Here is a 15,708-nt window from a genome sequence, read left to right on the forward strand (position 1 = left end):
CCGGCCTATTGTTCGTTCTCCGACAGCGCGCCGTCGGGCCGCAGCCGCCGCGGGCCGCCTGTCGGCCGCGGCGCCGTCGATGGCCAGCGCGCGGTCAGAAAGCGCGCCCGCGGCATGCGCGTCACGTTGACGGCGTCGCCCTGGTTGCCGCCCAGGACATGGAAGCTGTTGTCGTCCTCCCCCACATAAAAGGCGACATGGCCGAGCCCGCTGGTTTTCGATTTGCGCCAGAACACCATGATCGCGCCGGGCTGCGGCACGGCGCAATCGACCCCGCAGCGCGCCCAGTTGCGCGCCCCGAGCGGGTTGATCGGCAGCAGTTCGGACGGCAGTTGCGACCCGATGCAATGGGCGACGAACAGCCCGCACCAGGGAATTTCGTCATCGGCATAGCTGATCTTCAACCGCCGGCCCCAGCCGATCAGCATGGGGTTGCTGCCCGGCCCCTTGTCCTCGGTAATGCCGATGCAGCGCTGCGCTTCGAGCAGCCACGGCAGGGCCAGCGAGGCGAGCGGCGATTCGGCCGGCTCGGCGGCCGCTGGCTTCGGCGTCTTGGCAGCCAGGGCCTCGGCCAGCGCCGCGCGAGTCTTGGGCCCGACGACGCCGATCGGGTCGATCCCGCGCGATGTTTGAAACGCCTTGATCGCATCGACGGTGTTTCTGCCGAGCGCGCCGTCGATGGTTCCGGGATCGAAGCCCAGCGACTTGAGCGCGGTCTGGAGTTCGGTGACATTCATGAACAATCCCCCCGGGATTTTCGCCATGCTTTGGCTTTTATATCGCAGCGCGGGTGGTGTAGGACAGCCTCTCATAAGAAGGTCCGGACCCCATCATGAAGTTCTTTGCTGACACGGCCGACACCGCCGAAATCGCCCTGCTCGCCGAAACCGGCCTGCTCGACGGCGTCACCACCAACCCGTCGCTGATCGCCAAATCGGGGCGCAACTTCCTCGAAGTCATCCGCGAGATCGCGGCGCTCACCCCCGGCCCGGTGTCGGCCGAGGTCGTCGCTTCGGACAAGGACGGCATGTTGCGCGAAGCCGAGGTGCTGCGGAAGCTCGGCGACAATATCTGCGTCAAGCTGCCGTTGACGCTGGCCGGGCTGGCCGCATGCAAGGCGCTGTCGGACGATGGCGTGATGACCAACGTCACCCTGTGCTTTTCGGCGAACCAGGCGCTGCTCGCGGCCAAGGCGGGGGCGACGTTCATCTCGCCGTTCGTCGGTCGGCTCGACGATATCGGGTCGGACGGGATGATCCTCATCGAGGACATCAAGATGATCTATGACAATTACGCCTTCGACACCGAAATCCTGGTCGCCAGCGTCCGCCACCCCATCCATGTCCTGCAGGCGGCCAAGCTCGGCGCCGATGTGGCGACGATGCCGCCGACGGTCATCCGCGCCCTCGCCAGCCACCCGCTGACCGACAAGGGGCTGGCGGCGTTCGACGCCGATTGGGCAAAGACCGGGCAGTCGATCCTCTGACCCTCGCTGCGCTCTCCGCGCTCTGGCTGACCAGCCTCGTCGACGCGCGCCGCCTGTCGCCGCACACGCTGCGCGCCTATGCGGCGACGATCGAACGGTTCGACGCGTTCCTCCACCGCCATCTCGGCGGCACGCCGACCGCGACCGCGCTGGCGGCGCTGACACCGGCGGATTTTCGCGGCTTCCTGGCGCTGCGCCGCGGCGAAGGCCTCGCCAACGCGTCGGTGGCGCGCGACGTATCGGCGCTGCGCACCTTCTTTGCCTGGGCGCGGCGCGCACAGGGGGTGGATTGCGAAGGCATTGCCGGGCTCAAGTCGCCGCGGCTGGCGCGCCGGCTGCCGCGCGCCGTGTCGCCCGACGATGCGACCGGGCTCATCGCGGCGGTCGGCGACGATGCCCGCACGCCGTGGACGGCGGCGCGCGACACCGCCGTGCTGCTGCTGCTCTATGGCGCCGGGCTGCGCATCGCCGAGGCACTGGCGCTGACCGGCGCCGTGCTGCCGCTGGGCGCCACGATCAGCGTCACCGGCAAGCGCAACAAGACGCGCATCGTGCCGCTGCTGCCGGTCGTTGCCGATGCGATCATGGCCTATGTCGCGCTGACACCCTGGCCGCCGTCGCGCGACGCGCCGCTGTTCCGTGGGAAACGCGGCGGGCCGCTCGACCCCGGCATCGTACGCGCCGCCATCCGCGCCGCGCGGCCGGCGCTGGGCCTGCCCGACAGCGCGACGCCGCATGCGCTGCGCCACAGCTTCGCCACCCATCTGCTGGCGCGCGGTGCCGATCTGCGTGCCATCCAGGACCTGCTCGGCCATGCCTCGCTCAGTTCGACACAGATCTACACGGCGGTCGATGCGGCCCAGCTTCTCGATGTCTATCGTCATGCCCATCCGCGCGCCTGAGCAAAACCGCCGGCCGACGCGAAAATCCTTGACCGCCGCCGCGCCTGCCTCAAAGCCTGTGCACGCATGAAAACCAACACCCTCACCCGCAACATCCTCATCGCGCTGGTCACCGGCATCCTGTGCGGCTGGCTGGTCAATCTCTATGCCGGGTCGGCGGAGCGGGCGGCGGAGATCGCCAACTACCTCAGCATCGTCACCGAGGTGTTCCTGCGGCTGATCAAGATGATCATCGCGCCGCTGGTGCTGTCGACACTGACGCTGGGCATTGCCCATATGGGCGGCGGCGGCGCCGTCGGGCGGACCTTCGGGCGGACGATGGCATGGTTCATCACCGCCTCGGTGGTCTCGCTGGCGCTCGGCATCCTGATGGTCAACATCCTGCAGCCGGGCGTCGGCGTCGGGCTGGCGGTGCCGCCGGTCAATGCCGATTCGGGTGTCGCGGCGAAGGCGTTCGACCTCAAGGCATTCGTTTCCCACATCGTGCCGCAGTCGATCTTCGAGGCGATGGCAACCAACGAAGTCCTGCAGATCGTCGTCTTTTCGCTGTTCGCCGGCATCGGGCTGATTTCCATCGGCGAACAGGGCCGGCCGATCATTCGCGGGCTCGACGCGCTGATGCACCTGATGCTGCGCATCACCGGCTATGTCATGCAGATCGCGCCGCTGGCGGTGTTCGCGGCGGTGGCGTCGTCGATCGCGGTGGAGGGGTTGAGCATCATCATCGTCTTCGGCCGCTTCATCGGTGGCTTCTACCTGGCGCTGGCGTTGCTGTGGGTGGTGCTGCTGGGCGCCGGGTCCTTCGTCATCGGCATTCCCAACATCAAGCGGCTGGTGATGGAGATCCGCGAGCCGTTCCTGATCACCTTTGCCACGGCATCGTCGGAAGCGTCGTACCCCAAGCTTCTCGAGGCGCTGGAACGCTTCGGCGTGCCCAATCGCATCGCCAGCTTCGTGCTGCCTCTGGGCTACAGCTTCAACCTCGACGGATCGATGATGTACTGCGCCTTTGCCAGCATCTTCATTGCCCAGGCCTATGGCATCGACCTGACGCTGGGGCAGGAATTCGCCATGCTCGGGTTGCTGATGATTACCTCCAAGGGCATCGCCGGGGTGCCGCGCGCCTCGCTGGTGGTGATCGCCGCGACCCTGCCCTATTTCAACATTCCGGAGGCGGGGCTGCTGCTGGTGCTCGCCGTCGACCATTTCCTCGACATGGGCCGCAGCGCCACCAACGTCATCGGAAATGCCGTGGCGACGGCGGTGGTGGCGAAATGGGACAAGGAAGCGCCCGAAGTGCTGCTGCCCGGCGAAGCCTGAAGTCATCGCCCGACCACGGATCGAGGCGTTCGTCCTCAGTCCTTCTTCAAACCCGCGAACGGGCTGTTCGCCAGCCGCGCTTCCTCTTCGGTCAGCACGCCCGGCACCCGGGCGCCTTTCTTTCGTGGGTAGGGGTCGAGCGCCAGCGCCAGCGCCTGGGCGGCGATTTCGCCCATGTCGATGATGTCGCCGGTCAGCGGCTCGGCATCGAGGTCGGCGTCGGCCAGCTCGATCTCGCTGCCTTCCGGCACGTGGGGGGTCAGCAGCAGGTTGACCGGCTCGGTGATCAGGAAGGGCACCGGCTCGGCGGTGGTGACGCAGGGCTGGTTGCCGCTGGCATGGATCTGGCCGGTGACGCGGATGCCGGCGGCCTCGCGGCGCAATTCGAGCGCGGCGGTCAGCCGTTCAAGGTCGAGCAGGTAGAAGCGGTCGGCGAGCGCCGCACGCTCAGGCGGCCCGGCCTCGATCATCTGCTGGCGGGTGTGGGTGCCGACGTCATGGGCGCGAAACGGCCGCGAAAATTCGGGCGTCATGCGATCGCTCCGCTGCTGATGGCGGCATAGGGCAGTCCCGCAAGACCGGCCGCAAGGCGCCGCGTTTCCGCCACCACCCAGGCCACGGCATCGTCGGCGACAGGTTCGCCGCGCCACAAATTGCGGCGCAGCGCCGTGGCCAGCGCGGCATCGTCGCCGCCGGCGTCACGATAGGCGCCCAGTCGGCCGCCCAGCGCCGCCATCATCTGGCCGATATGCTTGCCAACGACCTGGTCGCCGATGCCGCCCTGGCGCAGCGACCCGTCCATGTCGTTGATGAAGCGGTCGGCGAGGTCGGCCGACAATTGCTTGGGCGCGTCGCCGGGCTCGGCCTCCAGCCGCAGCAGCACCAGCGACAGCATCAGCGCGACCATGTCGAAGCGCCCGTCGATGGTGTCGGGCACCTCGCCGGCGATATACCAGTCCGGACGCCGCGCCAGGTCGACGACCTGATTGTACAGCGCCTGGCCCGGCAGGACGGCAAGGTTGGCGCCGGCCAGGGCGCGCCGGAGGGTGGACAGGATGGTCATTGCGGTCGCCTGTTGTCATCGCCGCTTGGATAGGGGCGCGGGATGGCATATTGAGCGTCCGCGACTGCCGCGCAACCGTCTGCGGCAATCGGGAGATCGTGATGCGTAATCCTGCCCTTCTTGTCGGCCTTGTCGCGGTGGTGATCACCGCCGGCGGTTGCACCCGGATCCGCCAGAACCAGGGCTATCTGGTCGATGAAACGCTGGTGACGTCGATCCAGCCCGGCGTCGACAACCGCGAATCGGTTTCGAAAACGCTGGGTCGGCCGACCTTCGCCGGCCAGTTCGATTCCAAGGAATGGTATTATGTGACGCGGATCACCGGCCAATATGCCTTTGCCCAGCCCAAGGTGCTCAGCCAGTCGATCCTCGTCGTCAGTTTCGATGGTGCCGGCAATGTCGCGAAGGTGGAGCGGCGCGGCCTGGAACAGGTGGCCCGCATCAATCCGTCGAAGGACCGCACCGAGACTTTGGGCCGCGACACCGGGCTGCTGCAGGAATTGTTCGGCAACATCGGTCAGGTCGGCGCCGGCTCCGGCCCGCTCGGCCAGAGCGGCAACACCGGCCGCGACGGTCCGCGCTGATCGCGGCGACCGCCGCGATCACACCAGTTCCATCACCCGCTTGCCGCGCTTCACCGTGGCGCCCTGGCCCTTGCCCAGCGCCGTGCTGCGCTCGCGGATCGTCGACATGAAGACGAAGTCGCAGCGCGCCGCATCGGGCGTGAACCCCACCGTCATATAGCCGCGGCGGCTGGTGTCGCACCAGGTCAACCCCGGGCTGGCGGCAACGACCGCGTCGCGGATCTTGGCGGGGTCGCCCTTCAGCGCGCTTTCATAGCCCGGCGAGGTCACCGACTGGCCGGCGAATTCGACCCCTGCCGGCTTGCCGCCTTCGGCGAGGTTGAACGCCCAGCCATTGTGGCTGTCGCCCGAAACCACCACCATGTCGGCATTGGCGGCCTGCGCCGCCTGCAGCACCCGCTTGCGGGCCTGCGGATAGCCGGCCCACATGTCCATCGCCGCCGAAATGCCGACGGATGCCGCCGCCATCCCGCCCTTCACATAGGCCTGCGCCCGCGGGTCGGCATCGGCGGCGAGGAAGCTCAGCGCGTCCTTGGGAGTCAGCACATCGCCCATGATGACCTGCTGCGCGACCAGCTGCCATTTCTTGCCATCGGCGACCGATGCCTTGATGGTATCGGCAAACCACGCTTCCTGTTCGACCCCCAGGAGTTGCCGCGCCGGATCGTTGAGCGGGCCGTCGCGAAAGGCGACCAGCCCGGGGGTGCCGCCGCGCATCGCCGCGCCGATATCGAGCTGCTTGTCGCGCCCGGTGGCGCGCGTGTCGAGCGTGATCAGGCTGATCAGGTCGCCGATATCGTAACGCTGGTACATGCGATCGGGGCCTGGCAGCCATTCGGCATGCGCCTTGGTCGCGGCGGCCTTGCGCAGCGCCCAGTCGCCGTCCTCGGGCTGGTGGTTCTGGGCGCCGCCGGTCCAGGTGTCGTTGGCGATCTCATGGTCGTCCCAGATCGAAACCATCGGGAAGCGCCGGTGCAGCTCCTGCAAGCCGGGATCGACCCGATAGCTGGCGTAACGCTGGCGATAATCGTCGAGCGCGACGATCTCGTTGAGCGGCAGGATATCGCGCCCGGTCAGGGCCTCGGCGGCGGCGGGGTAGGACCCGGCCTGATATTCGTAAATATAGTCGCCGACATGGACGACCAGGTCGATGTCGTCGCGTGCGGCGGCATGGGCATAGGCGTTGAACCAGCCGAACGGCTTGTTTGAACAGCTGAACACCGCGACATTGTATTTCGACAGCGTACCCGACGGCAGCGACCGGGTGCGGCCGACGGGCGACTTGCTGCCGTCAGGGGCGGTAAAGCGGTAATAGACCCACTTGCCGTCGGGCAGCCCGGTGATGCGCGCCTGCGCCGTGCCCCAGGTGGCGGGACCAGCGACCGCTTCGCTGCGGGCGATGATCTGGCGAAAGCCGGTGTCGGCAGCAACTTCCACCTTCAGCACCGCATCGCGGCCGTCGCCGCTGGCATAGCGCGTCCACAGCTTGATCGAATCGGCGCCGGGGTCGCCCGAGGCGACGCCATGGGTAAAGCCCTTGTCGGCCCATATGCCGGCGAGCGCCGGACGCACCGGCAGCAACAGCCCGGCGGCAGTGGCGGTGAAAAAGGCGCGGCGATCGAGCTCAAGACGCATGGATGGTTCCCCGTTACAGTCCCCGGCGCTGGTAAGCAGCTATTGTGACAATCTGACGGAAAGCGCGGCCATGGCAAGGATGCGACAAAAGGCCGATCTGCCGACAAAGGACTGCGCCGCCTGCGGCCGGCCCTTCGCCTGGCGCAAGAAATGGGCGCGCGACTGGGAGAATGTCCGCTTCTGTTCGGATGCCTGTCGCAGCGGGGCGCGGTTGCGCGCGCGGGAGAATGGTGCACAATAGCGGGGCCTTGGGGGCGCCGGCGGGAGCCGCCAGATCGGGAGAGAGACGAATGGCAACGCAGCTGAAGCCGGTCGCCGGCGTCAAGGACCAGGTGTCGCCGGAAGAATGGGCGATCCGCGTCGATCTTGCCGCCTCCTATCGGCTGGTCGCGATGTATGGCTGGGATGACATCATCTTCACCCATTTGTCCGCCCGCGTGCCCGGGCCGGAACATCATTTCCTCATCAACCCCTATAATCTGATGTTCGAGGAGATCACCGCCTCGTCGCTGGTCAAGATCGACGTTCACGGCAACCCGGTCGGGGAAACGCTCTATATGGTCAACCCGGCAGGCTTCACCATCCATTCCGCCATCCACATGGCGCGCGACGATGCCCATGCCGTCATGCACGTCCACACCAAGGCCGGCCAGGCGGTCAGTGCCCAGGCGGCGGGCCTGATGCCGCTGACCCAGACGGCGATGCTGATCCGAGAGGAGGTCGCCTATCACGAATATGAGGGCGTCGCGACCGACCTGGAGGAGCGCGAGCGACTGGTCGCCGACATCGGCAGCAAAGACGCGATGATCCTGCGCAACCATGGCACGCTGACGGTCGGCAAGACCGTCGCCGATTGCTTCATCAAGCTCTATTTCCTCGAACGCGCCTGCGAGGCGCAGGTTATGGCGCTGACCGCGGGCCCCGGCGGCCTCTACAACCCGCCGCAGGGCACGCCGGAAAAGGCCGCCGGCCAGGGCAAATATGGCCTCGGCATGGTGGCGGAAAAACTGGCGTGGCCCGCGCTGCTGCGCAAGCTCGACCGGCTCGACCCCAGCTTTCGGGACTGACGCCTCTCCCGCAAGCAGGCGGGGTTTCAGCCCAGGATCATCGCCGCCGCCTTCTCCGCAATCATCACCGTTGCGGCGTTGGTGTTGCCGCTGACGAGGCGCGGCATCACCGACGCATCGACCACCCGCAGCCCGGCGATGCCGTGCACCCGCAGCTGCGGATCGACGACGCTGGCGGGATCGTCGGCGCGCCCCATCGCCGCCGTGCCGACCGGGTGATAGATCGTCGATCCCGACTGCCGGGCATAGTCCAGCCAGTCGGCGTCGCTCTGCACCCCGATTCCCGGCCGCGTCTCCTCGGCCATCCAGCGTTGCAGCGCCGGCTGCGCTGCCAGGTTGCGCCCCCAGCGCAGCCCCGCCACGATCGTCGCCTGGTCGACGGGGTCGCTGAGATAGTTCGGCCGGATTGCCGGCCGATCGAGCGGCGCCGCGGTGCGGATATGGATCGTCCCGCGGCTTTCGGGGCGCAGCTGGCACGGCGCGATGGTCAGGCCGGGCAGGCGTTCCAGCTCCATCTTGCCGGTGTTGGCAAAGGCATCGACGTCCATCGATGCCGGCAGGATGTGATATTGGACATCGGGACCCGAAAGGCCCGGCCGCGTCCGCACATAGGCCTGGATATGCGCCGCCGACAGCGTCAGCAGCCCCTTGCGCTGCGTCGCATAGCGCGCGACCTCGCGCAGCAGCCGCCAGCCGCGGCTGAGTTCGTTGACGCTGATGCAATCCTTCAGCCGCCACGTCGTCGACACGACATAATGGTCCTGCAGGTTGCGGCCGACACCCGTCAGCGCATGCACCACCGGCACGCCGGCCGCCGCCAGCACCTCCGGATCGCCGATGCCCGACAGTTCGAGCAGCTGCGGCGAATTGATCGCGCCCCCCGACAGGATGACCTCGCGATTGGCGCGCGCCTCCACGCTGGCGCCGTTCTGCGTGTAGCGCACGCCGATGGCCTGCTTGCCTTCCATCACCACCCGTTCGGCCTGGGCATGGACCTCGACGGTCAGGTTGGGGCGCTTCAGCGCCGGGCGCAGATAGGCCATCGCCATCGACCAGCGCCGGCCGTTCTTCACCGTCATCTGGAAATAGCTGATACCGTCCTGGCTTTCGCCGTTCACATCGTCGTTGAACGGCAGCCCGGCCTCGATCCCGGCCTGGATGACGGCGTCCGAAATCGGGTGGGTGTCGCGCGGGTCCGACACGTTGAGCGGGCCTTCGCCGCCGTGCAGCTCGTCGGACCCCAGCCGCTCATTGCCCTCCGCCCGGCGGAAATAGGGCAGCACATCGCCATAGCTCCACCCGGTGCACCCCAGCTGCGCCCAATGGTCGAAATCCGCCGGCTGGCCGCGGACGTAAAGCAGCCCGTTGATCGACGACGAGCCGCCGAGCACCTTGCCGCGCGGCCAGACATGCGGGCGGTTGCCCGATGTCGGGTCGGCCTCGGTCTCGTACAGCCAGTTGACCTTGGGGTCCTTCAGCGTCGTGGCATAGCCGATAGGGATATGGATCAGCGGGTTGCTGTCCTTGCCGCCCGCTTCGAGCAGCAGCACCGTCGTCGTTCCGTCCGCCGTCAGCCGGTTGGCGAGCACGCAGCCGGCGCTGCCGGCCCCCACAATGATGTAATCGAACGCGCGCATCCACGGTCACTCCCCACCACGTCTGTCGCGCGGTACGGTCAACTTCGGGGAAAGCCGGGGGCAGGGCAACTGGCTTGAATGCTATGGCCGATCGCGCCCGGCGCGCCACGATCGGCCGGGTCAGCGTTGTTTCTTGGTCAGGGTCGCTGTGAAGTCCGGGTCCTTCTTGGCGACCCAGTCGACGAACTTGCGCACATTGGGGTCCGCCAGCAGGCCGTCCACGTCCATCCCGTGCCGTTGAAGTTCCGAATTGGTGAAATTGGCGATCAACATCTGCTGGCAGATGGGGTGCATGGGCACGACATCGCGGCCACCCCGGCTTTTCGGCACCGGATGGTGCGAGATGACGGTCTTGCCGGTTGGCCGCCCGCAGAGCCAGCAGACGACCGCCGCCGCCGGGGCGCCATCCTCTTCGGCCACGTCATCCCGGGAATCATATTTCGAATGTTTGCGGGCCATGCTGCCCCAATTGCCTGATTTCGCATCATGCGGAAAGCGGTGTTCCGATCGCCTGCAGCAATGCACGGGACATGCAGAAACGCCGCCGATCCTGCGATCGACGGCGTTCCCTTCAGATTGAAGCGGATGTCCCGTGGCACCACTGTGCGTGGCCCATGGTCGATCGCTATCCGATCAGCTCATGTTCGATCGCTGCGCAATCAGGCGACGACGGCCGCAGCGGTGCGGCGACGCATGCCGACGCCGACCAGGCCGAAGCCGGCGATCATCATGACCCAGGTCGTCGGTTCCGGCACGGCTGCGAGCGCACCCGAGACGGCGAGGTTGTCGACTTCGAAGGCGTTCTGCGTGGTGGCGAGCGACAGGCCCGAGATCAGACGGCCGTCGCCGTTGATAATGAAGCTGCCCGAAACCTGGCCGTCGATCTGGCCGGCCGTCAGGATGTCGCCACCAACGACGCTTTCGAACCCGCCATCGGCGTAGTTGATCGTCAGCGTGTTGTAGGTATCGACGGTGCTGTAGTCGAAGCTGAACGAGCGGACGTCATTGTTGAAAGCGATATTGGCAACGCCGCCGCCGAGAACGGCGAGGTACGGCGTGTTGTTGGCCGGAAGCGCCGTGTACTGGCCGCTCACGCTGCCCGTCGGGAAGACGAAGTTGTTGCCGGATACGACGGCCTGGGCGTCAACGGTGTTGAAATCCGAATACAGGGTGTAGCCGTTGGGTGCGCCGAAAACGCCGGGCTGGAAGATGACAGTGGCGGCGTTGGCGCTGCTGGCGACGGCGCAGGCGGCAACGGCTGCCAGAACGATGTGCTTGATCATGAAAAAAGCTATTCCTTACAAAAACTAATGTGACCGAGCGATATCGATCAGCAAACAATATGCAAAAGCCGTGCCAACTCCTTCAAGGGGGTTAACATGTTGTAAAGCTTGCCAGGACGTAAATAAACTATTTCGGAACTGTAAAGTCAGCCGACATTACGGTTGCGCAATAACCGTTATTTCTTAATGATTTGGCGCAGAAGATGGTGCGATCAAGGCACGACCGGCAACCAGACCGCGCTTGCCTGGCCCGGACCATAGGCGATGCGCTGGGTCGCGGGCTTATAGTCTGCCGCCTTGGCATCGAAGATATTGGGCACGAAGGTCTGCGGGTTGCGGTCGTACAGCGGGAACAGGCTCGACTGGACCTGGACCATGATGCGGTGGCCGGGCGCGAAGACATGGTTCACATGCGGCAGGCCGAACCTGTAATTCTCGTTCTTGCCCGGCGTCAGCGCCGCCGGTGTCGGAAAGCCATGGACATAGCGGCCGCGGTAGATCTCGATGCCGACGGGCAGTTGCATCCCGGCGGTCTTGGGCTTGGCCGTCGCGTCGTCGGGATAGACGTCGATCAGCTTGACCACCCAGTCGCTGTCGGTGCCGCTGGTGGCGGCGAACAAGTCGACCATCGGCTGGCCGGCGATATGGACGGCCTTGTCGAGCGGGGCGCTGGTGAAGCTGATGACATCGGGCCGGTCGGCGACAAAGCGCTGGTCGGCAACCAGCCATGGCCGCCAGACCTCGCCGTCGCGCAGATGGACGGGGCGCGGCACGAACGGCACCGGCTTGGCCGGGTCCGACACGAAGGTCGCGGCGCCGGCGGTGGCAGCCGGGGTGAAGGCGAGGCCATTGTCGGCCTGCAGATAGATCGGCTTGCCCTTGCCGACCGGCCACGCCCTTGCGCGCTCCCAGCCGTCGCCGCCGCCGGTGGCATAGGTCAGCACCGGCGGCGTGTCGGCCTGCTTGCCGCCGGTCTTCAGATACTGGTCGAGGAACGGCTTCATCGTGCGCGCGCGGAACTGCAGGCCGGTGTCGCCATCGAAGTCGAGCTTGCCGAGCGACGAGCCGTCATAGTTGACACCGCTGTGCCGCCACGGGCCGATGACGAGGTGGACGAGCGGGTTCTTCGCCCCGCCGAGCGCTTCATAGACGGCCGGCGCGCCGTAGCTGTCCTCCTGGTCCCATTGCCCGACCACGAGCATCGTCGGCACCGTCAGCTTGCGCTTGCCGAGCAGCTTGTCGACCGCCTGTTCCTGCCAATAGGCGTCATAGGCCGGGTGCTCCATCATCTTGCGCGCGGCGGGAAAGGCATCGGCACCATAGGCCCGCGCGAAATCGCCCGCCGACCCTGCCGCGAGATAGACGTCATAGTCGTCGCCGCTGCCATAGGGCACCGCGCCGCCGCCCTTCTTCGTCGTCTGGCGCATGATGTAGTCGAAGGCCGACTGGCGGAAGGCGCCGTTGTGATACCAGTCGTCGCCGATCCAGCCATCGACCATCGGGCTTTGCGGCACCGCGGCCTTCAACGCCGGGTGCGGATCGATCAGCGCCATCAGCGCGGTGAAGCCGGGGTAGGATGATCCGGTGATGCCGACGCGGCCGTTGCTCTCGGGCACATTCTTCACCAGCCAGTCGATCGTGTCATAGGCATCGGTGGCATGGTCGACGGCGGTGGCGTTGAGCGGACCCCTGAGCGGCCGGTTCATCACATAATCGCCCTGCGATCGGTGGATGCCGCGCACGTCCTGATAGACGCGAATATAGCCGTCGCGGACAAACTCGGCGTCGGAAATCGGCAGGATCTCGGTGATCGACTGGCTGCGGTTGCGCGATGTCGCCTTGTCGGCATCATAAGGCGTGCGCGTCAGCAGCATCGGCCCGTCCTTCGTGCCCTTCGGCATGACGATGACGGTGAACAGCTTGGTGCCGTCGCGCATCGGGATCATCACTTCACGGCGCACATAATCGGCCTGGGGCCGGGCGACGGCATAGCTTTCGACCATGTCGTTGGTCATCGGGGGTGTCAGGGCCGGTGTCTGGGCGGTCCCGGCGGTCGCCATCAGCAGGGCAAGGAGTGTCAGTGCATTGCGTGCGGGCATCATCGGCTTTCCTGTTGGTCGACCGCAGACCAGCCCAATCCGGTGCGCAAGTCAAACGCCTCCGGATGGCAAAGCCCGGCTTTCGCGCCGCCAACCAAAAGCTGTATTGCCTACTGAACTAGTAGGGATAAGCTTTGCGGCAACAAAAAGGCGGGAGACACGGCGATGCGGTGGCAGTTTCGCAACACGGTTCCGGCAGCGCTGCTGATGGCCCTGCCGATGCCCGTCATTGCTGCCGAGGCTGCGCCGGCCGTGGCGGCCGATGACCAGGGCGCCGGCGATATCCTCGTCACCGCCCGTCGCCGCGCCGAAAATGTCCAGGATGTCCCCGTCGCCATCTCGGTCGTCGGCGGGGAAACGCTGGCCGCCAAGGGCGTCTACAACATCAACCGGCTGACCCAGCTGCAGCCGTCGCTGCAGTTCTTTTCCACCAACCCGCGCAACACCTTCATCAACATCCGCGGCCTCGGCGCGCCGTTCGGACTGACCAACGACGGCTTCGAACAAGGCGTCGGCGTCTATATCGACCAGGTCTATTACAACCGCATCGCCTCGGCGACGCTCGACTTCGTCGATGTCGAGCGCATCGAGACCCTGCGCGGCCCGCAGGGCACGCTCTATGGCAAGAACACCACCGCCGGTGCCATCAACATCACCACCCGCGCGCCGAGCTTCGATCTGGAAGGCAATGCCGAAGTCTCGCTCGGCAATTACGGCTTCAAACAGGGCAAGGCGTCGGTCTCCGGTCCGCTCGGCAAGACCGTCGCTGTCCGGTTGAGCGTCGCCACCACCGATCGCCAGGGCACGATCTTCAATGTCGCCACCAGCCAGCATGTCAATTCGCAGGACAATATCGGCCTGCGCGGCGCCCTGCTGTGGAAGCCGAGCGAGGATTTCAAGGTCACCTTCTCGGGCGACTACAACCTGCAGAACCCGGTCTGCTGCGCGCAAATCTATGCCAGCGTCGGCACCACCCAGCGGCCGCTCAACCGCCAATATGCCGCGCTGGTCGCGCGCTTTCCGGGCTACAAGGTGCCGAGCACCGACCCGTTCGACCGGCTGACCGACCTCGATGCGCCGCTGGCGGCCCGCAACGAGATGGGCGGCGCCTCGGCGCTGGTCGAATGGAGCCTGGGGCCGGGGACGCTGACCTCGGTCACGGCGTGGCGATATTGGGACTGGGCCCCAAGCAACGACCGCGATTTCACCGGTCTGCCGATCTATACCAAGGTCAACAACCCGACCAAGCAGGACCAATATACCCAGGAAGTCCGCTACAATTACGAAGGCGAGCGGATCAATTTCGTCGTCGGCGCCTTCGCCTTCCACCAGAAGATCCGCACCAGCGGCATCCAGGAAACCGGCACCGCGGCCAGCGCCTGGCTGTTGGCGCCCGGCAGCGCGCTTTCGAACAACCCGGCGGTGCTGAACAATGTCGTGGCGATCAACGACATCCGCCTCGACAACACCAGCGTCGCCGCTTTCGGCAAATTGAACTGGAAGGTCGGCGACCGCCTCACCGTGTCGCCCGGTGTGCGGATCAACTATGACAAGAAGGACGGCCGCTATGATTCGGTCGTCACCGGCACGGCCTCGAATGGCACCCGCCAGATCGTCAGCAACGACCCCGCCAGCGCATCCTACAACGACCCGTGGACCGCGGCGCAGCGCGGCGTCCAGGCGTCGCAGACCTTCGAGGTGCCGTACAGCGCCTGGAACCTGTCGGGGGACATCAACCTCGCCTATGCGGTCAGCGACGATGTCAACGCCTATGCGACCTATGCGCGGTCGTTCAAGACCGGCGGCGTCAACCTCAACGGCGTCCCCAGCCTGCCCGATGGCCTGCCGGCGCTCGACGTGGCGATCATCAAGCCCGAAAAGGTCGATCATTTCGAAATCGGGCTGAAGTCGCAATTCTGGGACCGCCGCGCGACGCTCAACCTCGCCGGCTTCTGGACCGAGATCAAGGACTTCCAAGCCAGCGTCATCAGCAATATCAGCGGCAGCAACGTGCTGCGCGGCTACCTCGCCAACGCCGGCCGGGTGCGCGTGCGCGGGCTGGAGGTGGACCTGTCGATTCGCCCGTCAGACCGCGTCAGCGCCTATGCCAGCGGCGCTTTCACCGACCATGAATTCGTCCGTTTCGTCGACGCGCCCTGCCCGCCGGAGCTTGCCGGCGGTGGCACCGGTACGCCCATCGGGGCCCCCGGCGTGTCGGGCACCAACAGCCCGGCCAATTGCGACGTCTCGGGCCAATGGCTGCCCGGCATTTCGCACTGGGCGGCGTCCTGGGGCGGCGAATACAACATCCCGGCGACGGTGCTTGGCCAGGCCGGCGCGGTCTATGCGGGATATGACGGCAATTACCGGTCGAAATTCTCGTCGAACGCCTCGCGGTCGCTCTACACCGATATCGACGGCTATTCGGTCCACAATTTTCGGGTGGGATTCCGCACCGATGCGGTCGATGTCTTCGGCTGGGTGCGCAATGCGTTTGACCGGAATTACTTCGAATCGCTGGCCGTCACCCCGGGCAACACCGGGCTGATCTCGGCGCAACTGGCGGACCCGCGCACCTGGGGCGGGACAATCCGCCTGCGGTTCTGATCGAAACCCTCTCCCGCAAGCGGGA

At 66.3% G+C, this 15,708-nt stretch carries 15 protein-coding genes; 7 read left to right on the forward strand and 8 right to left on the reverse strand.

Annotated elements, in window-relative coordinates; translation table 11 throughout:
• Positions 1-5: 5 nt before the first annotated feature.
• Positions 6-737 (reverse strand): NlpC/P60 family protein, encoded by a 732-nt coding sequence (locus GGQ62_RS10965; RefSeq protein ID WP_152577286.1) that lies wholly within the window; start codon positions 735-737, stop codon positions 6-8.
• 95 nt (positions 738-832) lie between these two features.
• Here GGQ62_RS10965 and fsa point away from each other — a divergent pair, with 95 nt between their 5' ends.
• From fsa to GGQ62_RS10980, 3 genes are all read left to right on the forward strand, one after another.
• Positions 833-1,486 carry a fructose-6-phosphate aldolase gene (gene fsa / locus GGQ62_RS10970; RefSeq protein ID WP_152577285.1) on the forward strand — a complete coding sequence of 218 codons (654 nt, stop codon included), beginning with the start codon at positions 833-835 and terminating at the stop codon, positions 1,484-1,486.
• Positions 1,456-2,388: a tyrosine recombinase XerC gene (locus tag GGQ62_RS10975; RefSeq protein WP_194163362.1), complete on the forward strand. Its 933-nt coding sequence runs from the start codon at positions 1,456-1,458 to the stop codon at positions 2,386-2,388. The genes fsa and GGQ62_RS10975 overlap by 31 nt, the downstream gene beginning before the upstream one ends.
• A gap of 66 nt (positions 2,389-2,454) precedes the next feature.
• Positions 2,455-3,708 carry a dicarboxylate/amino acid:cation symporter gene (locus GGQ62_RS10980; RefSeq protein WP_152577284.1) on the forward strand — a complete coding sequence of 418 codons (1,254 nt, stop codon included), beginning with the start codon at positions 2,455-2,457 and terminating at the stop codon, positions 3,706-3,708.
• Between the two features lie 35 nt (positions 3,709-3,743).
• Here the strand turns inward: GGQ62_RS10980 and GGQ62_RS10985 are convergent, their stop codons facing one another.
• Positions 3,744-4,241 (reverse strand): YceD family protein, encoded by a 498-nt coding sequence (locus GGQ62_RS10985; RefSeq protein ID WP_152577283.1) that lies wholly within the window; start codon positions 4,239-4,241, stop codon positions 3,744-3,746.
• Positions 4,238-4,771, reverse strand: a complete 534-nt coding sequence (locus GGQ62_RS10990) for a ubiquinol-cytochrome C chaperone family protein (protein ID WP_152577282.1) — start codon at positions 4,769-4,771, stop codon at positions 4,238-4,240. Before GGQ62_RS10990 ends, GGQ62_RS10985 begins: the two co-directional genes overlap by 4 nt.
• 101 nt (positions 4,772-4,872) lie before the next feature.
• On the opposite strand from GGQ62_RS10990, the gene GGQ62_RS10995 reads away from it, so the two are divergent.
• Positions 4,873-5,355, forward strand: a complete 483-nt coding sequence (locus tag GGQ62_RS10995; RefSeq protein WP_152577281.1) for an outer membrane protein assembly factor BamE — start codon at positions 4,873-4,875, stop codon at positions 5,353-5,355.
• A gap of 18 nt (positions 5,356-5,373) precedes the next feature.
• Here GGQ62_RS10995 and GGQ62_RS11000 read toward each other — a convergent pair whose 3' ends face one another.
• Positions 5,374-6,990, reverse strand: a complete 1,617-nt coding sequence (locus tag GGQ62_RS11000) for an alkaline phosphatase D family protein (RefSeq protein ID WP_152577280.1) — start codon at positions 6,988-6,990, stop codon at positions 5,374-5,376.
• A 70-nt stretch (positions 6,991-7,060) separates the two neighbouring features.
• On the opposite strand from GGQ62_RS11000, the gene GGQ62_RS11005 reads away from it, so the two are divergent.
• Positions 7,061-7,231, forward strand: a complete 171-nt coding sequence (locus GGQ62_RS11005) for a DUF2256 domain-containing protein (protein WP_152577279.1) — start codon at positions 7,061-7,063, stop codon at positions 7,229-7,231.
• A 49-nt stretch (positions 7,232-7,280) separates the two neighbouring features.
• On the forward strand, positions 7,281-8,057 hold the full coding sequence (locus tag GGQ62_RS11010) for a class II aldolase/adducin family protein (protein WP_152577278.1): 777 nt from the start codon (positions 7,281-7,283) through the stop codon (positions 8,055-8,057).
• A gap of 26 nt (positions 8,058-8,083) precedes the next feature.
• Here GGQ62_RS11010 and GGQ62_RS11015 read toward each other — a convergent pair whose 3' ends face one another.
• The 4 genes from GGQ62_RS11015 to GGQ62_RS11030 all read right to left on the reverse strand — a co-directional run bounded on the left by GGQ62_RS11015 (position 8,084) and on the right by GGQ62_RS11030 (position 13,076).
• The gene (locus tag GGQ62_RS11015) at positions 8,084-9,694 is read right to left on the reverse strand and encodes a GMC family oxidoreductase (protein WP_152577277.1); all 1,611 of its coding nucleotides are present in this window, start codon (positions 9,692-9,694) and stop codon (positions 8,084-8,086) included.
• A 120-nt stretch (positions 9,695-9,814) separates the two neighbouring features.
• Positions 9,815-10,153 carry a hypothetical protein gene (locus GGQ62_RS11020; protein WP_152577276.1) on the reverse strand — a complete coding sequence of 113 codons (339 nt, stop codon included), beginning with the start codon at positions 10,151-10,153 and terminating at the stop codon, positions 9,815-9,817.
• A 200-nt stretch (positions 10,154-10,353) separates the two neighbouring features.
• Complete coding sequence (locus GGQ62_RS11025) at positions 10,354-10,977, reverse strand: PEPxxWA-CTERM sorting domain-containing protein (protein WP_152577275.1); 624 nt, start codon at positions 10,975-10,977, stop codon at positions 10,354-10,356.
• 212 nt (positions 10,978-11,189) lie between these two features.
• Positions 11,190-13,076, reverse strand: a complete 1,887-nt coding sequence (locus tag GGQ62_RS11030; RefSeq protein WP_152577713.1) for a CocE/NonD family hydrolase — start codon at positions 13,074-13,076, stop codon at positions 11,190-11,192.
• A gap of 219 nt (positions 13,077-13,295) precedes the next feature.
• Between GGQ62_RS11030 and GGQ62_RS11035 the strand changes: the two genes are divergently transcribed.
• Positions 13,296-15,683, forward strand: coding sequence for a TonB-dependent receptor (locus tag GGQ62_RS11035; RefSeq protein WP_424022212.1), 2,388 nt, complete (start codon positions 13,296-13,298; stop codon positions 15,681-15,683).
• Positions 15,684-15,708: the final 25 nt, after the last annotated feature.

The sequence above is a fragment of the Polymorphobacter fuscus genome (assembly GCF_011927825.1).
Lineage (GTDB): Bacteria > Pseudomonadota > Alphaproteobacteria > Sphingomonadales > Sphingomonadaceae > Sandarakinorhabdus > Sandarakinorhabdus fusca.